This window comes from Stenotrophomonas sp. NPDC047960 (assembly GCF_043204395.1).
Taxonomy (GTDB): Bacteria; Pseudomonadota; Gammaproteobacteria; order Xanthomonadales; family Xanthomonadaceae; genus Stenotrophomonas.
Window position 1 is genome coordinate 362,532 of sequence record NZ_JBIDBX010000001.1, and the last position, 15,565, is coordinate 378,096.

General features: G+C 66.7%; 11 protein-coding genes. 3 read left to right on the forward strand and 8 right to left on the reverse strand.

The features are described 5' to 3' along the window. Window positions 1–4: 4 nt before the first annotated feature. The 3 genes from ACGFZ3_RS01920 to ACGFZ3_RS01930 form a co-directional block, all read right to left on the reverse strand. A complete protein-coding gene (locus tag ACGFZ3_RS01920; protein ID WP_392915665.1) occupies window positions 5–2,665 on the reverse strand; it encodes an autotransporter outer membrane beta-barrel domain-containing protein in 2,661 nt (886 codons plus the stop codon). 184 nt (window positions 2,666–2,849) lie between these two features. Then, window positions 2,850–4,607, reverse strand: coding sequence for a peptide MFS transporter (locus ACGFZ3_RS01925; protein ID WP_392917532.1), 1,758 nt, complete (start codon window positions 4,605–4,607; stop codon window positions 2,850–2,852). 180 nt (window positions 4,608–4,787) lie between these two features. After that, a complete protein-coding gene (locus tag ACGFZ3_RS01930; RefSeq protein ID WP_392915668.1) occupies window positions 4,788–5,972 on the reverse strand; it encodes a DUF1624 domain-containing protein in 1,185 nt (394 codons plus the stop codon). 165 nt (window positions 5,973–6,137) lie between these two features. Here ACGFZ3_RS01930 and ACGFZ3_RS01935 point away from each other — a divergent pair, with 165 nt between their 5' ends. From ACGFZ3_RS01935 to ACGFZ3_RS01945, 3 genes are all read left to right on the forward strand, one after another. After that, window positions 6,138–8,111, forward strand: a complete 1,974-nt coding sequence (locus ACGFZ3_RS01935; protein WP_392915671.1) for an OPT family oligopeptide transporter — start codon at window positions 6,138–6,140, stop codon at window positions 8,109–8,111. A 197-nt stretch (window positions 8,112–8,308) separates the two neighbouring features. Beyond that, window positions 8,309–10,372: a prolyl oligopeptidase family serine peptidase gene (locus ACGFZ3_RS01940; protein WP_392915674.1), complete on the forward strand. Its 2,064-nt coding sequence runs from the start codon at window positions 8,309–8,311 to the stop codon at window positions 10,370–10,372. A gap of 85 nt (window positions 10,373–10,457) precedes the next feature. Further along, window positions 10,458–11,699, forward strand: a complete 1,242-nt coding sequence (locus tag ACGFZ3_RS01945; protein WP_184125277.1) for a DUF819 domain-containing protein — start codon at window positions 10,458–10,460, stop codon at window positions 11,697–11,699. Window positions 11,700–12,432: 733 nt separating this feature from the next. Here the strand turns inward: ACGFZ3_RS01945 and ACGFZ3_RS01950 are convergent. From ACGFZ3_RS01950 to ACGFZ3_RS01970, 5 genes are read right to left on the reverse strand one after another with little or no spacing between them, the layout of a single operon-like run. Continuing rightward, window positions 12,433–12,915 (reverse strand): hypothetical protein, encoded by a 483-nt coding sequence (locus ACGFZ3_RS01950; protein WP_392915677.1) that lies wholly within the window; start codon window positions 12,913–12,915, stop codon window positions 12,433–12,435. A gap of 47 nt (window positions 12,916–12,962) precedes the next feature. Then, complete coding sequence (gene minE / locus ACGFZ3_RS01955) at window positions 12,963–13,223, reverse strand: cell division topological specificity factor MinE (protein WP_068850125.1); 261 nt, start codon at window positions 13,221–13,223, stop codon at window positions 12,963–12,965. Window positions 13,224–13,225: 2 nt separating this feature from the next. Beyond that, a complete protein-coding gene (gene minD, locus ACGFZ3_RS01960; protein WP_392915680.1) occupies window positions 13,226–14,035 on the reverse strand; it encodes a septum site-determining protein MinD in 810 nt (269 codons plus the stop codon). Between the two features lie 35 nt (window positions 14,036–14,070). Continuing rightward, window positions 14,071–14,847: a septum site-determining protein MinC gene (minC, locus tag ACGFZ3_RS01965; RefSeq protein ID WP_392915683.1), complete on the reverse strand. Its 777-nt coding sequence runs from the start codon at window positions 14,845–14,847 to the stop codon at window positions 14,071–14,073. 13 nt (window positions 14,848–14,860) lie between these two features. Next, window positions 14,861–15,457: a GNAT family N-acetyltransferase gene (locus ACGFZ3_RS01970; protein WP_095363412.1), complete on the reverse strand. Its 597-nt coding sequence runs from the start codon at window positions 15,455–15,457 to the stop codon at window positions 14,861–14,863. Window positions 15,458–15,565 lie beyond the last annotated feature (108 nt).

Sequence of the window (15,565 nt, forward strand, 5' to 3'; positions counted from 1 at the left end):
CGGATCAGAACGCCATGCGCACCTGCATCTGCGCCTGTACATCGCGAACGCCCATCAGCCGCTCGGCCATCACCGCACCACCGAAATCGGCGCGCAGGAAGCGATAGTCGGCACCCAGCGTTACCCGGTAATCCAACCCGGAAGGCGCCAGCCCCGGCACGGCGAATGCATGATCGCCGGCGCCATGCAGCGTCGCCTTGCGCACGTCAGCGCGAGACGCCAGCGACGCCAGCACCGCTGCATCGCCGCGCAGCGTCCAGCCAGTCCCCAAGCGACCAGTGAAAGCGGTGCCCAGCTCCAGCTGCACACCCCTGCGCGTGCCCGCGCCCACCGACAGCCCCAGCGCGTCCGCGCCATACTCATGGAAGGCCCCCTCGCGGGCGTGGTACGCGGTGGCGCCCAGCCGCGGCTGCCAGCGCAGGCCCGCACCGCCAAACTCAACGCTCAGCGTGCTGCCCACGCGGGCACGCGACAGCGTGCGCTGGCTGTGTGCGCTCATACGCGTGCTGCCCCAGTGCAACTGGCGCTGGCCGTCGGTCTGGTGCCATTCGTTGCCCAGCGTGTGCTGCAGGGTGAACGCGCCCAGTGCCTGGGCCATGCCCACCCCGGCAAACCACGACTGCGAACGGGTCTGGCCGCCATCGGTGGAGAAATCCGAGCCTAGCAGGCCACTGCTCAGCTGCAGCTGGCGACCGCCCCCCATCGCCATCGCGACCTGCACGCCGGTGCCGGTACCCTGCACGCCCGAGGCGGTGGCCGAGCCCGGCCCGAACGCGACCATGCGGGTGCCGTTGCCCGGCGTGGCGCGGGCCAGGCTCGACCAGAACGCGTCGCCGTTGGCGGTCAGGCGCATGCTGGCGGCCGCCAGGCCGTTGCCGGACAGCTGCTGCAGGGCGTGGTTGAACTCGGCGGCGTCGGCCACTTCCAGGCTGTGGTAAAGCGCGTTGTTGGCGTAGCCCGCCTCCAGCGCCGCCGCGACGCTCTGGGTGTCTGCATCGGCGATGTGGCGGTAGTCGTTGCGGGTCATCACCACGTCGACATTCCCGGCCTCGTCGCGCTCGGCCTGTGCCTGCCACACCACCGTGGCGCTGGCGATGTTCTCATCGCCGCCGTCGGCGCCGACGAAGACGTCGTCCAGGCGGACCTGCGAATCGCCGGTGCCGCGGGTGAACCCGGTATCGACGCGGACGTCGACCAGCTCACCGCCCTCATGCAGCATCATCTGCCCGGCACTGCCATCGGCATTGGTACCCACCGTGTAGCCCGACACGCCACGCGGTGCCTGCCAGCCAAGGTCGGGGGCGGGGCGATCGGCGTCCTGGGTGGGCTGGTCGGCATGCACGCCGCTGCCATTGCCATACACGTTGACCTGGCCGTTGTTGATCAGGCGGCCGCCGCCACTGGCGCCCATCTGGAAGGCGTGCGAGTTGTCGGCATGGAGGTTGATCACCCCGCCGCGACGGTTGTTGAGCGTGGCCGAGCCGTCGGACTGCATGGCCACCATGTTCTGGCCGTTGTTGCCGCCGGCCACGCCGAGGTTGATCACCCCGTCGTTGATCAGCGTGGCGCCGCGCGCACCGGACATCGCCACCGCACCGTCGCCGGTCACGGTCAGCGTGCCCTGGTTGATCAGTGTCGCCTGCGCGCCTTCGGCATGCATCGCCGATTGCCGCTGGGCGTGGCTGATGATCTGCGCGCCGGCGCGGTTGATGCCGGCGCTGGCATGGCTGTCGGCCACCAGGGTCAGCACGCGCGCATTGCCCTCCAGCGTGATCAGGCCATGGTTGTCGAAGGCTTCGATGATGTCGCGCTCGTTGCCCACGCGCGCGGTCACCGCATGCACCAGCGAACCCTGGTTGAGCGCGCCGCTGGCGTTGACGGTGCCGTGGTTCTCGAACTCGGCCATGCCGGTGAGCGCGAAGCCACCGCCCTGGACGCCGAGCGTTGCGTTGCGGCGCCGTTCGCCGTTGTCGAATTCGCTTTCGCCACTGAGCGTGACCAGCGTTTCGCGCAGCTGCATGTCGCCGGGATTTTCGAGCTCGGCATCGCCTTCCAGCTGGATCGTTGCATTCTGTGCCAGCAGGGTGCCGTGGTTTTCCAGGCTGCCATCGCGGCGAAGCTGCAGCCGGCCGTGAAGTTCCAGCGTGCCATGGTTGTCCAGGTCGCCATCGTTCTCCACCACCAGGCTGGCTGCCTGGCCGATGCGCAGGGCGCCGCTGTTGTGCAGGCGGCCGTCATTGCGCACGTTGAGGCTGCCGGCGTTGATGCGCAGGTGGCCTTCGTTGCGCGCTGCGCCGGTCACGTGGGTGTCCACGTTGCGGTCCCAGCGGATGTCGGCACCTGGCCCGGCAAGGAACTGGTTGCCGCCGTACTGGCCGCCCTCCGAGCCCGGCGCGACGGCACCGCCGTGGCCCTCATTGCCCCCGCCACCACCACCTGCCGCTGCTGCGGCCGCACCCGCCAGCGCGACGCCGCCAAGCAGCCACGGCGTGCTGCTGGACGACGTTCCGTCGTGCGCCTCACACGCGGTGTGACCGGGATCGATGTCGCAATCGACAGCATCGGAATCGGCGTTGCCCGCATTCGCGGGCTGCGACAGCGAGGTGCACAGTGCCAGTGCGATGAGCGCGGCAAGCGCACGGGGGGGCGGGGCGGCGTGGAGCATTGGAAAGGTTCCATGAACGCAGGGAGCGCCATGGTGGGGAGCGATTGAATACCTGTATCTACAACTTGTTCTAACGCATCAGGACTGTGATCGGATCGAATGGTGTCAGGAAACGTTTATGTGCATGGGCGCAGAAACAACAACGGCACCCGAAGGTGCCGTCGTGCCGGGTACGGGCGCAGGTTCACTTGACTCCGTGCATCATCCGCTTCAGCAACGGCGAGCCGGCGAATGCAACGGCAGCACAGCCCAGGCCGATCCACATCAGCAGCCAGAACAGGTGTTCGTAGCTGGCGGCGGCCGCGGCGATGTTCATGGTTTCGCCTTCGGGCACTTCAATGGCGGCAAGCTTGCCGAACAGCGCGGCGAGGGTCTCGGAGAATGCGGTGGCCAGGAACCAGGTGCCCATCATCAGGCTCACCACGCGCGGCGCGGCCAGCTGGGTGACAGCGGACAAGCCCACCGGCGAGAGGCACATCTCACCGATCTCCAGCACCAGGTAGGCCAGTACCAGCCACCACACGCTGGCCATCTGGCCGGTGGCACCGACCTGCTGGGCGGCGAGTGCCAGTGGGATGAAGGAGAGCGCGGCAAACACCAGGCCGAGCGAGGATTTGACCGGCTTGGAAGGATCCAGCCGGCGCTTGTCGAGCCAGGCCCACAGCACGGCGAACAGCGGTGCGAGCACGACCAGGAACAGGCCACCCAGGTAGGTGAGGGAGCCGGCGGTCTGCGGAATCACCAGGCAGTCGCGGATCAGCAGCACCAGCATCAGGGCGACGATGGCGATGAACAGGGTGCGCGGCGCGGTGGAGCCGGGGCGGCGTTCGGACAGGCGTGCGGCAACCACGAAGCCAAGCGGCGCCAGCAGCAGGGAGGCGATCGACCACGGGATCGGGGTGCCGCCCTGGATCACGAGCGCGGGCACCAGGTCTTTGGTGAGCATGCGGTCGGTGAAGGTGACCCAGGAGCCGTAGGTCTGCTCGTAAAGGGTGAAGAACACCAGCGCCATGAAAATGAGCGCCATCAGGGCGATCATCTGCTGGCGTTGGACGGGGGTGCAGCGGGTGCCGGTGAACCAGGCGAACCACAGCAGCACACCGCCGAGCACGACCACCATGAGCAGCAGGGCGAGGCTGATTTCGCCGCCGATGGCGAAGGCGCCGTTGGCGGCGGACCACATCAGGGCGGCCACGGGAATGACGCCGAGCACGGCGATGCCGTAGATCAGCCATTCGCGGGGAATGCCGGCAATGCGCTGGCGCAGGGCGGCGACGTTGCTGGGTTCGGCGTGGCCCTGCAGGTACTTCTGGCCCCACAGGAACATGGCCAGGCCAATGACCATGCCGATGCCGGCGGCGCCGAAACCGTATTTCCAGCCGTAGGCTTCGCCGAGGAAGCCGCAGACCAGGGAGGCGAACAGGGCGCCGAGGTTGATGCCGGCATAGAACAGGGAGAAGCCGGAATCGCGGCGCGGGTCGCCTTCGGGGTAGAGCTTGCCGACGATGGTGGAGATGTTGGGCTTGAGGAAGCCGACGCCCATGATGATCAGGGCAAGGGAGAGGTAGGTGATGCCGAGGGCGGCATCGTCGCGCACGATCTGGCCGTCGATGCGGGTGGCGGCGTGGCCTTCAAAGGCCATGCCGAGGTGGCCGAGGACGAGCAGGATGCCGCCGAACACGACGGCTTTGCGCATGCCCAGCCAGCGGTCGGCGAGCAGGCCGCCGAACACGGGAATGCAGTAGACCAGGCCGCCGTAGGCGCCGAGCAGGTCAAGGCCAGCCTTGTCGCCGAACAGGTGGTACTTGGTCAGGTACAGCAGCAGCAGCGCCTTCATGCCGTAGAACGAGAAGCGCTCCCACATCTCGGTGAAGAAGCAGACGTAAACGCCTTTGGGGTGGCCAAGGAAGTCGTTGGAAGCAGGCAGGGCGGTGGCGGTCATCGGGCGATACGCGACAAAACAGATCGCGATTATCACGCTTTCGGCGTCTTCACCGTTATCGGTTGGGGCGCGGGCGGCGGCAGGAAACAGCAACGTCAACTGCAGGCGCCGAACCGCGTAGTGCCACGCCATGCGTGGCTGCTCTTCGCGATCTACCGCGCAGCCACCCATGGGGTGGCTCTACAGGTACCGCAACCAGGCCAGGTCTTTCCGGCGTGCCTTCAGGCGCGCGAACGCGCGCGTCGGCCAATACAGGGCCAGCGCCAGCGCGGCGGTGATCAGCCACAGCATCCACACATGGTCCACGGCGAAATAGGCGCCGTGGGTCTGGCCCCAGCGCGCTTCGGCGGCGACGTACAGCAGCTTCAGCACGTACAGGTGCAGCAGGTAGAAGAACATCGGGGCGGCGCCGATGTTGGCCAGCGGGGCCAGGGCGCGGGCGATCCGGGGCTGTTCGTAGAGGCGCAGGAGCAGCAGGCCGATCCCGAGGGTGAGCAGCAGGAACAGCAGGGAAGGCGGGTACTTGGTGACGTTGAAGACGCTCATCAGGGTCTGGCCGGTGCTGGCCATGGCGTGCCAGGGGGCGTCGCCGTAGACGTTGGCGGCGCGCAGCAGGGCGAAGCCGAGCAGGGCGCCGCCGCCGGCCCATAGCAGGCGGCGTTGGCGCAGGACGGGGTCGCCGGTGCGGGCGAACCAGGGGCCGAGGGTGTAGCCGAGAGCGATGACGGCGATCCAGGGCAGCACGGGGTAGGAGGTGCGCAGGCGCAGGGTGTCGCCGACGGCGATCCAGTCGCGCTGGTGCAGGATCTTCCACAACACGGCGAGCGGGCCGTCGCCGCTGACGTGGATGCCATCGAGCAGGTTGTGGCCGGCGATCACCATCAGGGCCAGGGCGGCGAGGGCGGGGCGGGGCAGCCAGAGCAGGCCGGCCAGGGCGACCATGCTGATGCCGATCGCCCAGATCACCTGCAGGTAGATCACGCTGGGCGGGAACTGCAGGGTCCAGGCGAAGTTGACCACCAGCAGTTCAAGCAGGATCAGGAACAGGCCGCGCTTGAGCAGGAAGGCGGAGGCGGTGCGGCGGGGCGCGGCCTGGCCGCTGCCGTACAGCCAGGCGGACAGGCCGGTGAGCAGTACGAACACAGGGGCGCACAGGTGGGCGAGCAGACGGCTGACCAACAGGGCAGGCTCGGTCTGGTCCACGACCATCGGGTCGGGAACCTGCTGGTGCAGGTAGAAGGTTTCACGCACGTGGTCCAGCAGCATCAGCACGATCACGGTGCCGCGCAACTGGTCGATGGAGGTCAGGCGGGAGGAGGCTGGAGCCACGGGTGTGCTGCTGGGTGGCGTGACAGGATATAACATTACAAATTCATGTGCAGGTGCAGTGCCTGGGGTTTGCCGGTTGGGGTGATTGGAACAATAAGAAGACGGTATCGCCGTTGGCGATACGCCGTGCCGGTGGCACGGCTTGCCTTACCACGGCATGAAGGCTAGGTTTGACAGGATTTTTTGCCAGCAGGGGCTTCCATGAACAACGACGACGCTGCGCCCAGACAGCTCACATTCCGCGCGGTGGTGCTTGCCATCGTGCTGGCGGTGATCCTGTCGGCGGCCAACGCCTACCTGGGTCTGTTCGCAGGCCTGACCATCGCCACGGCCATTCCGGCGGCGGTGATCTCCATGGGGGTGCTGCGCCTGCTGGGCGGCGGCACGATCCTGGAAAACAACATCGTGCAGACCGGCGCTTCGGCCGGTTCGTCGATCGCCGCGGGTGTGATCTTCACCATCCCGGCGCTGGTGATCATGGGCTACTGGCCGGACTTCAAGTACTGGTGGGTGCTGGGCATCGCCGGCCTGGGCGGCCTGCTGGGCGTGCTGTTCTCAGTGCCGCTGCGGCGTTCGATGATCGTCGAAGACCCGCTTCCGTTCCCGGAAGGCAAGGCCGCGGCCGAAGTGCTCAAGGCCGGTGAGAACCCGGGCCCGGGCCTGAAGATCCTGGGCCTGTCGGCGGTGATCGGCGCGGTGGTGAAGCTGGCCGCGGAAAGCGGCATGCGCCTGATTCCCGATGCCTGGGCCACCTCGGCCTACGTGGGCAGCTCCAAGATCACCGCGTTCATCGGCACCAACCTGTCGCCGGCGCTGCTGGGCGTGGGCTACATCGTCGGCCTCAACGTCGGCATCGTGGTGGTGTCCGGCTCGATCCTGACCTGGCACATCGCCATTCCGCTGTACCAGGCGTTCTTCATGAACACCGATCCGGCCCTGGCCGCGTCGATCGCCACCGCCTCGTCCACCGAGGCGGCGTTCGCCATCTGGGGCGCGAAGATGCGCTACCTGGGCGTGGGCGCGATGCTGATCGGCGGCGTGTGGACCCTGATCTCGCTGCGCAAGTCGCTGCTCAACGGCGTCAAGAGCGGCTTTGCCGCCGCGCGCAAGAGCAGCGGTCCGGCGCTGGCGCACACCGAACGCGACCTGCCCATGAAGTGGATGCTGGTGGCGCTGGTGGCCTTCACCCTGCCGCTGCTGGCGCTGTACCAGGCCATCGTCGGCCAGTGGCACGTCTCGATCCCGATGACCCTCATCATGATCGTCGCCGGCTTCCTGTTCGTTTCGGTCTCGGCCTACCTGGCCGGCCTGATCGGCTCGTCCAACAACCCGGTTTCGGGCATCACCATCTCCACCATCCTGTTCGCCTCGGCCGTGCTGGTGGTGCTGCTGGGCAAGGACGGGCTGACCCCGGTCGGCGTCGGCGGTGCCCCGCTCGGTGCGGTGGCCGCGATCATGATCGGCGCGGTGGTGTGCTGTGCCGCTGCGGTCGGCGGTGACAACCTGCAGGACCTCAAGGCCGGCTACATCGTCGGTGCCACGCCGTGGAAGCAGCAGCTGATGCTGGGCATCGGCGCGTTCTCCTGTGCGCTGATCATGGCGCCGGTGCTGAACCTGCTGGCCACGGCGTACGGCATCGGCGTCAAGTCGGAGCTGCACCCGAACGCGCTGGCCGCACCGCAGGCCAACCTGATGGCCTCGGTAGCCAAGGGCCTGTTCGGCGGTGAACTGCCGTGGACCTTCATCGGCATCGGTGCCGTGGTCGGTGCGGCGATCATCGCCTTGGACAGCTGGCTGAAGTCGCGCAACGCCCGCTTCCGCGTGCCGGTGCTGGCCGCCGCCATCGGTATCTACCTGCCGCTGGAACTGATGGTGCCGATCTTCCTGGGCGGCCTGATTGCCTACCTGGTCGAGCGTTTCCACAAGGTGCGCGCCGACGATGAAGAAGGCCGCGACCGCGTCCACAAGCCGGGCGTGCTGTTTGCCGCCGGCCTGATCACCGGTGAAGCGCTGATGGGCATCGCCATTGCCGTGCCGATCGTGCTCAGCAGCCGCGCCGATGTGCTGGCCGTGCCGTTCCACCTGCCGGCCGCGCAGTGGATCGGCCTGGCGGTGCTGTTCGTGGTGGGCTGGCTGATCTACCGCACCGGGAAAAAGGGGGAAGCTGCCGCGTAATCCGCAGCAGCCCCACGCTTTGCGCTGCAAAGCGCGGGCCCCCTCGTCACCATCACCCAGATCCCCCGCGGCTTCGCCGCGCCCCCCTTGACTCAAGGGGGGCTCCTCCTGCGTCAAGCCCACCATGACGTGTGGCCTTTGCGTGAGGCGTGATTACGACATTACCATCGGCGTTTTGCCGTTCCGCGGAGAACCCGATGAAGCTTCGTTACGCCCTGTTGCCGTTGTGCCTGCTGACCGCACTGCCGTCGCTGGCCGCCACGCGTGGCCTGGATGTGCGCGACATGATCGCGCTGGATCGGGTTTCGGCCCCGCTGCTGACCGCTGATGGCGGCAACGTGGTGTTCGCCAAGCGCGTACTCGGCAGTGACAGCAAGGCCAGCACCGGCCTGTTCATCCGCAACCTGCGCACCCGCGATGCGGCCCCGCCCAAGCCGCTCACCCCGGCCGGCTGGAACGTCAATTCGGCCGCGCTGTCGGCCGATGGCCAGACCGTGTACTTCCTCAGCGCCAAGGGCGGCAGCCAGCAGCTGTACTCGATGCCGCTGGCCGGCGGCACCCCGCGCCAGCTGACCGATTTCGCGGTGGACGTGGACAGCTTCCAGATCTCGCCGCAGGGCGACCGCGTGGCCTTCAGCGCCGGCGTGTTCCAGGACTGCGGTTCGGACCTGGCCTGCACCAGCAAGAAGCTGGACGCGCACAAGGCGCGCAAGAACACCGGTGAAGTGTTCGACAGCCTGTTCGTGCGCCATTGGGACACCTGGAACGACGGTCGTCGCAACACCCTGTTCGTGGCCCCGCTGCCGGCCGCCAAGGCCGCTGCGGTCAAGGGCGCCTCGGCGATCAGCGCCACGCTGGCGGGAGATGCGCCGTCCAAGCCGTTCGGCGGCAATGACGACTTCACGTGGGCGCCGGATGGCAAAAGCGTGGTGGCCAGCATCCGCGTGGCCGGCCGCGAAGAAGCGTGGTCGACCAACTTCGACCTGTACCGCCTGGATGCCGAGGGCAAGCAGGCCCCGGTGAACCTGACCGCCGCCAACCCGGCCTGGGATGCCGGCCCGGTGTTCAGCGCCGACGGCAATACCCTGTACTACCGCGCGATGAAGCGCCCGGGCTTCGAGGCGGACCGTTTCGGCGTGATCGCGCTCGACCTGGCCTCGGGCAAGGCCCGCGAAATCGCCCCGAACTGGGACCGTTCGGCCGGTGAAGTGGTGCTGTCGCAGGACGAAAAGAGCTTCTACACCGCGGCCGATGACCTGGGCGAGCACCGCCTGTTCAACATCGACATCGCCACCGGCAAGGCCACGGTGGTCGCCGAAGGCGGCAGCATCGGCTCGCCGGTGATCGCCGGCAGCACGCTGGCGTATACGAAGAACAGCCTGAAGAGCGGCGACCAGATCGTGGTGGCCCAGGCCGACGGCAGCAGCCCGCGCGAGATCACCCCGAGCGCCGGCCAGATGTTGCCGGACGTGGCTTTCGGCGATTACGAGCAGTTCCAGTTCAAGGGCTGGAACAACGAAACCGTGCACGGTTACGTGGTCAAGCCCTACAACTACCAGGAAGGCAAGACCTATCCGGTGGCGTTCCTGATCCACGGCGGCCCACAGGGCAGCTTCGGCAACGGCTGGAGCTACCGCTGGAACCCGCAGACGTACGCGGGCCAGGGCTACGCCGTGGTGATGATCGATTTCCACGGTTCCACCGGCTACGGCCAGGCGTTCACCGATGCGATCAGCCAGCACTGGGGCGACCGCCCGCTTGAAGACCTGCAGAAGGGCTGGGCAGCGGCGCAGAAGCAGTACCCGTTCCTCAACGGCGACAAGGCGTGCGCGCTGGGCGCCAGCTATGGCGGCTTCATGGTCAACTGGATCGCCGGCAACTGGAACGAGCCGTGGAAGTGCCTGGTCAACCATGACGGCGTGTTCGACCAGCGCATGATGGGGTACGCCACCGAAGAGCTGTGGTTCACCGAGTGGGAGCAGGGCGGCACGCCGTTCGCCAAGCCGCAGAACTACGAGAAGTTCAATCCGGTCAACCATGTGGCGGACTGGAAGAAGCCGATCCTGATCATCCACGGCCAGCTCGACTTCCGCATTCCGGTCGAACAGGGCCTGGGCGCATTCACCGCCGCGCAGCGCCAAGGCATCGAGTCGAAGTTCCTGTACTTCCCGGACGAGAACCACTGGGTGCTCAAGCCGCAGAACAGCGTGCAGTGGCACGACACGGTGAACGGCTGGCTGAAGCAGCACATCGGGCAGTGATGTGCAAAGCGCCGCCGCAAGGCGGCGCTTTCATATGTGGTTACCCAACGCGCACGCGCGCACCCCATTCCAGGCGCTCCATTCCGTGAAAGCACCCGCTCTGATCCAGAACGACATCGTAGTTTTCGGCCTCATCGCCGCCACCCTGGGTGCCGTGTTCTGGACCGCCTCACGTGAAACGGGGCTGTGGAAGCGCTTCTACACCTTCGTGCCGGCGCTGCTGCTGTGCTACATGATTCCGGGCATCTACAACACGGTGGGCCTGATCGACGGGCAGAACACCAGCCTGTACAACCCGATCGCACGCGACATCCTGCTGCCGGCCGCGCTGGTCCTGCTGACGCTGGCGGTGGACATCAAGGGCATCCTGCGGCTGGGCCCGAAGCTGATCGTGATGTACCTGGGCGCATCCTTCAGCATCATGATCGGTGCGGTGGTGGCCTTCATGCTGATGAAGTGGGCGCACCCGGAAACGGTCGCGGGCGATACCTGGGCGGGCATGGCCGCATTGGCCGGCAGCTGGATCGGCGGCGGCGCGAACATGCTGGCCATGCGCGAAGTATTCGACGTCAACGCCACAACCTTCGGCCAGTTCGCGGTAGTGGACGTGGGCGTAGGGTACGTATGGATGGCGGTGCTGATCTTCATGGCCGGCCGCGCGGCGAAGATCGACGCGCGCACGGGCGCGGATACCTCTGCGATCGACGAGCTGAAACTGCGCATCGAGAAATTCCAGGCCGAACACGAACGCGTGGCCAGCCTGACTGATCTGATGCTGATCGTGGCGGTAGCGTTCGGCACGGTGGGCCTGTCGCACGCCATCGCCGGCCCGGTATCGGCCTGGTTCAAGGGCCACGTGGCCTGGGCGTCGCAGTTCAGCCTGGACGCGCCGTTCGTATGGGTCGTGGTGATCTCCACCACCTGCGGCCTGGCGCTGAGCTTCACCCGCGCGCGCAACCTGGAAGGCGCGGGCGCCTCGAAGCTGGGCTCGCTGCTGCTGTACTTCCTGATCGCCTGCATCGGCATGCAGATGGACCTGCTGGCCCTGCTGGAACGCCCGTGGCTGTTCGCACTGGGCCTGATCTGGATCGCCGTGCACATCGTGCTGCTGCTCGCACTGGCCATGGCGCTCAAGGTGCCGTTCTTCTACTTCGCCATCGGCTCACAATCCAACATCGGCGGGCCGGCCTCGGCTCCTGTGGTTGCGGCTGCCTTCCATCCGTCTCTTGCGCCTGTTGGCGTGCTGCTCGGCACTATGGGCTATGCGACGGGTACGTATCTCGCCTACATCGTGGGCATTACGTTGCGGGCGTTGGCTGGGGGCTGACTTCTCGCCGCGAAAGGCGCTGGCTGTTCGATTTTTCGCGCGCGGGGGAGCGGGATGGAGGGGGTAGCGGGGCACGCGTGAACCCATCCATGGGGCTTATCGCAGCATCCATGCTGCTCAAAGCCCCGCTACCCCCTCCATCCCGCTCCCCCAGACGGTGATGCGTCGGCGGAAAGGAAGTCAAAGGCAGATAGCAATTGGTCGAGCGCCTTACTGCGCCGTAGAGCCACGCCATGCGTGGCTGAGCCGCAGCCGCGAATGTGCGGGCCAGCGAGAGGTTTTTGATCTCCTGTCCGGTCGTCGCAGAGAACTGAGGGGGCGAGGGCGGGGATGCCCTGGCCGGACTTTGAGCAGCATGGGTCGGGCGTATACGCCCGACGGGTTGGGCAGGAGCCCAACCCCGGTCTTGCCGTGTGCGCAGGACAGCGCACACGAGCAAGCTGCGATAAGCCCCATGGATGGGTTCACGCGTGTCCGGCCAGGGCATCCCCGTCCTCGCACCGCGCGGGGGGAACTGAACAGCCAGCGCTCTACGCGTGGACAGAGACCGCCAAGATCGTCTCTTCGCCGCGGTGCAATGCGTCGCCGTGCCGATCATTCGTATCGGCAGTCGTCTGACGACCGACCCTACCAACCACCAACCACCAGCCACCAGCCACCAGCCACCAGCCAACAACCAACAACCAACAACCAACAGCCAACAGCCAACAGCCAACATTGACCGCGTGCGGCGTTACGCGGCGAGTAGTCCGCGTTCGATCAACCAGGCTTTAGCATCTTCGGCGTCCTGTTCGAACCAGGCGCGCGTGGAGCCGAGGCGATAGGTGTAGCCCCAGGCGTCCATGTCGGCCATCAGCTGCGCGCTGCCTACGCCCGGCAACTGACCGGCCAGCACGATCTGCAGGTAGCAGGTGGCATCTTCTTCGGGGACCGAATCGGTCGCGTCGGTGTGCACCAGCGCGCGGCGTTCGGGCGGCAGCACGATCAGGTGGCAGGCTTCGTGCAGCATCGAGTGCACCGGCGTGTCGTTACGCACATAGACGTCGCTGGCGATGATGCCCGCCTCGGGCTCGCCCCAGTAACTGCCCGGAATCGGGGCGCCATCGGCCACGTGGTGCAGCTGCAGCGCGTGGCGGGCCAGCAGGGCCGCCGCATCCGCGAAGGCGATGTCGCCCACCCGGGTAACCTGCGGTTCTGTTTCGGCGGCGGTGTTCATGACGTGTCGTCCTGCGCCCCTTCCCGGTGGGGAAGGGGCCTGTACGGTCAGGGCTGCTGCGGACCTTCCGGCAGCGCCACCGAAATGTCCAGCACGTCGTGCTCGCCATCCTTGACCAGGTCTACCTTGACCGCGTCCGCGTCGATGTTCACGTACTTCTTGATCACTTCCAGCAGCTCGCGCTGCAGCAGCGGCAGGTAATCCGGGCCGCCACGGTGGCTGCGTTCCTGCGCGATGATGATCTGCAGGCGGTTCTTGGCCGTTTCGGCGGTGGTCTTCTTCGTCTTGAGGAAATCGAACAGGCCCATGCTTACCCTCCGAACAGCTTGCTGAAGAAGCCCTTCTTTTCCACGTTTGTGAAGCGCATCGGGCGCTCTTCGCCGAGGATGCGGGAGACCGCATCATCGTATGCCTGGCCTGCCGGCGATTCTGCATCCAGGATCACCGGTTCGCCCTTGTTGGACGCGTTCAGCACGTCGCCCGATTCCGGGATCACGCCGATCGCCTTCAGTCCCAGCACCTCTTCCACGTCCGTGATGCTCAGCATCTCACCCGATTCGACACGGACCGGACTGTAGCGGGTCAACAGCAGGAACGCCGGCACGTTCTGGCCCGATTCGGCCTTGTGCGTCTTCGAATCCAGCAGGCCGATGATGCGGTCCGAGTCGCGCACCGACGACACTTCCGGGTTCACCACCACCACCGCGCGGTCGGCGAAGTACATCGCCAGGAACGCACCCTTTTCGATGCCCGCCGGCGAATCGCAGATGATGTAATCGAAGCCGTCCGCGGCCAGGTCCTTCAGCACCTTGCCCACGCCTTCCTGGGTCAGCGCATCCTTGTCCCGCGTCTGCGAAGCCGCCAGCACGTACAGGTTGTCGAAGCGCTTGTCCTTGATCAGGGCCTGCTTGAGCGTGGCTTCGCCGTGCACGACATTCACGAAGTCGTACACCACGCGCCGCTCGCAGCCCATGATCAGATCGAGGTTGCGCAGGCCGACGTCGAAGTCGATCACCGCCACCTTCTTGCCCCTGCGCGCAAGGCCACATGCAAGGCTTGCGCTGGAAGTGGTCTTGCCGACGCCGCCCTTGCCGGAGGTGACTACGATGATTTCAGCCAAAGGACTTCTCCTGATGATTCTGTTGGGTTGCCGCGTCAGTCCAGCGCAGCGATCTTGATCTGGTCCTGTTCCAGCCACACCTGCACGGCCTTGCCGCGCAGGGTGTCCGGGACATCGTCCAGTACCTTGTAATGGCCGGCAATGGCGACCAGTTCAGCGTGGAAGTCACGGCAGAAAATGCGTGCCGTGGTGTTGCCCTGGGCACCTGCCAGGGCGCGGCCCCGCAGCGTACCGTAAATATGGATGCTGCCATCGGCAATCACTTCGGCGCCCGCGCCGACCGTGGCCATCACCGTCAGGTCGCAGTTCTCTGCATACAGCTGCTGGCCCGAACGTACGTTGCTGGTCTGCATGCGGCCCGGCTTGGGCGCATTTCCCGTGTCCGCCGCGGCGGCCGGCGCAGGCGCGGTCGCACGCGCGCGGCGGGCGGGTTCCGCAGTGGGCGCCGGCGCAACGGGCGCAGGTGTCGGTTCCGACTCGGCGCGCTCGTACTGGGCGCGGAACTTGGCCAGCAGCGGCAGCCCCAGCTGCTGCGAGAGCAGGTCGGTTTCGGTGCTGCCGTAGGCCAGCGCCACCGGCAGCACGCCGGCACCGCGCAGCCCATCCAGCAGCGCCTGGGCCGTGGCCACATCGGGCATCTGGCTCAGGCCGCCGAAATCCAGGATCACCGCCGCACGGCCGAACAGCTTGGGCGCGCGGGCCACGCGGTCGCGCATCTCGCGCGTGAGGCGTTCCACATCCAGGGTGCGGATGCGCAGGTTGGCGATGCCCACCTGGCCGATCTTCAGTTCACCGGCCTGTTCAAAATCCATGTTCGCCGCCACCTCAGGTCCCCGTCGGTCGATGCGCGCGCAGCGGCTCGCGACGATGGCCCACCCAGGGCACGTCCGGCAACGCGTCGCCGTAGGTGTCGTGCACCCACTGGTAACTGCACAGATCCTTGAGCAGCATGCTGGCCCGCACGTCCACGTGCGGCATGTTGTTCTGGCCGACCTCGCGGAAGCCGAAGCTGCCATGGAACAGCAGCGCGGCATCGGCGCCATGGTCCAGGAACACCTCGCAGGTCAGCTGCGGATAGCGCAGCTCGGCATAGCTCTGTGCATCGGCGTAGAAGGCCCGGCCCACACCGCCGCCACGGCGGCGGCTGGCCACCACGATGCGGTCGATGTAGAAGAATTTGCTGGTCAGGTGCTGCTTGAACCAGGCGAAGTTGCTGCTGTCGTGCTGGCTGTCGCTGCCAAAACCGATCAGGAAGCCGGCCAGGTTGCCGTCGCGCTCGGCGACGCGGAAATACTCAGCGGTTTCATAGAACAGGCGCAGGCGGGCGGCATCCAGCGGAAGGATGGCCAGGCCGGCGTTGTTGTTCAGGGCCAGGACGGAATCGAGCTCGTGCTCGCGCACGTCGCGGATGACAATCGACATTGTGACTCCGTGGGGTAACGCGGTTGGCCCGTCTAGGGGCCCTGCCGGTGATTATTGCATGGGTGGCCGGGCAGGGCACAGGCCGGCCATGACTTATGTCCGGGTGCA